Source organism: Psychromonas algicola (assembly GCF_004378355.1).
GTDB lineage: Bacteria > Pseudomonadota > Gammaproteobacteria > Enterobacterales > Psychromonadaceae > Psychromonas.
The window spans coordinates 1-504 of sequence record NZ_SNUB01000095.1; the positions used below are offsets into that span (position 1 = coordinate 1).

At 37.5% G+C, this 504-nt stretch carries 1 pseudogene; it reads right to left on the reverse strand.

The features are described from left to right. Nucleotides 1-109: 109 nt before the first annotated feature. A pseudogene (locus tag E2R67_RS16505) lies at nt 110-504 on the reverse strand (transposase); the annotation flags it as partial.

The following is a 504-nucleotide window of genomic DNA, read 5'->3' on the forward strand; positions in this document are numbered from 1 at the left end:
AATAGCTTAGTTTGAGGCGTAAGTTGATGTAAATGGTTGTTCCCTTTACGAAACTTACAACGAAAAAATAAGCCATTTTAACAAGTAAAATAGATCAGTTACTTACTATGATTGGTATTAGTTCCGGTGAATATGGTGGCAGTTTTATTATTGAAACGTTATCCAAGTCTGCATCAATATTATCAACATGCCAACCTGCACCATCCATAATAGCAATGGCATGTCTATTACAGACTGTCGCTTTGGATATCTGTAATAAATGTGCTTTCATAATCTCTTTATTAACAAATGGAACAACCATCGCCTCGCTAGCACTATTCGTTACACAGACTGAACCAAATAGGTATGCATACTCAAATTGTTGCTGCTTTACTGCTCTTGGTCGACTGCCTGTTTCTGCCCATAATCGTGTTGTTGTGTTTTGTTGGCCAAATCTCGCTTCATCTTGAAGCCATATATCAACAGACTCTAACGCAATATGTCCTGGGATCTTAAGGATCGTTT